Annotated in this window: 1 protein-coding gene; it reads left to right on the top strand. The window is 34.5% G+C overall.

All coding sequences use genetic code 11. The features are described 5' to 3' along the window. The first annotated feature begins 99 nt into the window (after positions 1–99). Positions 100–1470 (top strand): IS4 family transposase, encoded by a 1371-nt coding sequence (locus CP357_RS09860; protein WP_098037215.1) that lies wholly within the window; start codon positions 100–102, stop codon positions 1468–1470. Positions 1471–1595: the final 125 nt, after the last annotated feature.

Raw genomic sequence — 1595 nt, 5'->3', positions numbered from 1 at the left:
CTCTTTTTTTGTATAAAATAAAGGCGAAAAGACCTGCCTTTTCGCCTATCTTATATATTTTAAACCTTCAAAATTATTGCCAGAAAGATGGTGTTAATTATGAAAGCCCTTCATAAGAATATTCTAGAACGTCTTGATCAAATTATCAATAATACTGGGGATCATATTCACGATTTTATTAATAATCCTCATGCTTTTACCAGGAAACGCACTTTAGATGCAGCGACAGTCCTTAAAACTACAATTAACATGCAAGGTCAGAATTTAAACAGTGAACTCTTTAGAGCTTTTGGCGAAGATGCAACTAAAAAGAACGATAAAGTAGTTAGTACTTCTGCCTATGTTCAACGCAAAAGCCAGCTTTCTCCTGCTTGTTTTAAACATATTCTGACTGTTTTTAATCAAAATCTATTTAATATTCAACTTTTTGATCATCACTACCGTTTGTTTGCCATTGATGGCTCTGACTTTAATCAAATCTGGAATCCGAAATCGAATAACATTGTACAAGCTTCTTCTCATAAAAAGAAACCCTATTGTCAAATTCACGTTAATGCCTTATATGATCTATTGAATAATACCTACCAGGATTGTATTTTTCAGCCTAAATCAGAAATGGATGAACGCAAAGCGGCTGTTCAAATGCTTAAAGCTTTGAATTGTGGTCCATATATTGTAACAATGGATCGTGGCTACACTAGTTTCAATATGATTGAAAACTGCAATCGCCTGCCTAACTGTCATTACATAATACGAACTAAGGCTGGAAAAGGCGGAGTTAAAGAAATAACGACATTGCCTGATCAAGAATGTGATCGTGAGATTTCCTGCCTGGTAACTACTTCTAACTATTACTACATCACGCATAAAGCCAGTGAGAATATTCACCATGTCCAGCATCATTATCGCCAATATATTAAGTATCGCTCTAAAAATACCCAGGATCTAAGCTGGGATTTTGGCGAGTTATGCACAATAAAATTTCGAGCCTGCAAATTTAGAATTAATGATGCCAAATCAGGCAAAGAAGAATGGGAAGTTGTGCTAACCAATCTTGATCGAAAAAATTATCCGCTAAAAAGAATTAAAGAGCTTTATCATCTGCGTTGGGGTATTGAGACCTCCTTCAAGAAATTGAAGTATTCTTTAGGCAGCGTACAGTTCCATTCCAAACAAGATAAATTTATTGAAATGGAAATTTATGCCCATATGATTATGTTTAATGCAATCAGTCAAATTGATGCACAGGCCTATATTCCGCAAAAGCATTGCAAGTATCAATATGCCATCAATTTCAAGCAATCATGCTTGATTATTCAGAGCATGTATTTGGCTTCTTCTTTAACGCAAGATTTTGAACGGATCCTTATTCAGATCAGCTATTATACCATTCCAATTAGACCAGGCCGCAAGGACAAGAGAAATATTAAGCCCAAATCAGCTGTATATTATTTATATCGCGTAGCTTAAAAAAGCAGAATCTGTGCTATGCCTTATTTGTTGTACGAAAAAAGCACCAATTTAACCAATTAAATGTTAAATCAGTGCTTTAAAAGTCTAATATTAATTGTCAATGTCTTAACTTAATGACATTG

Origin of the sequence: Lactobacillus sp. UMNPBX6, assembly GCF_002553975.1 — a bacterium.
Lineage (GTDB): Bacteria > Bacillota > Bacilli > Lactobacillales > Lactobacillaceae > Lactobacillus > Lactobacillus gallinarum.
This window is presented reverse-complemented; position numbering and strand designations above follow the sequence as displayed.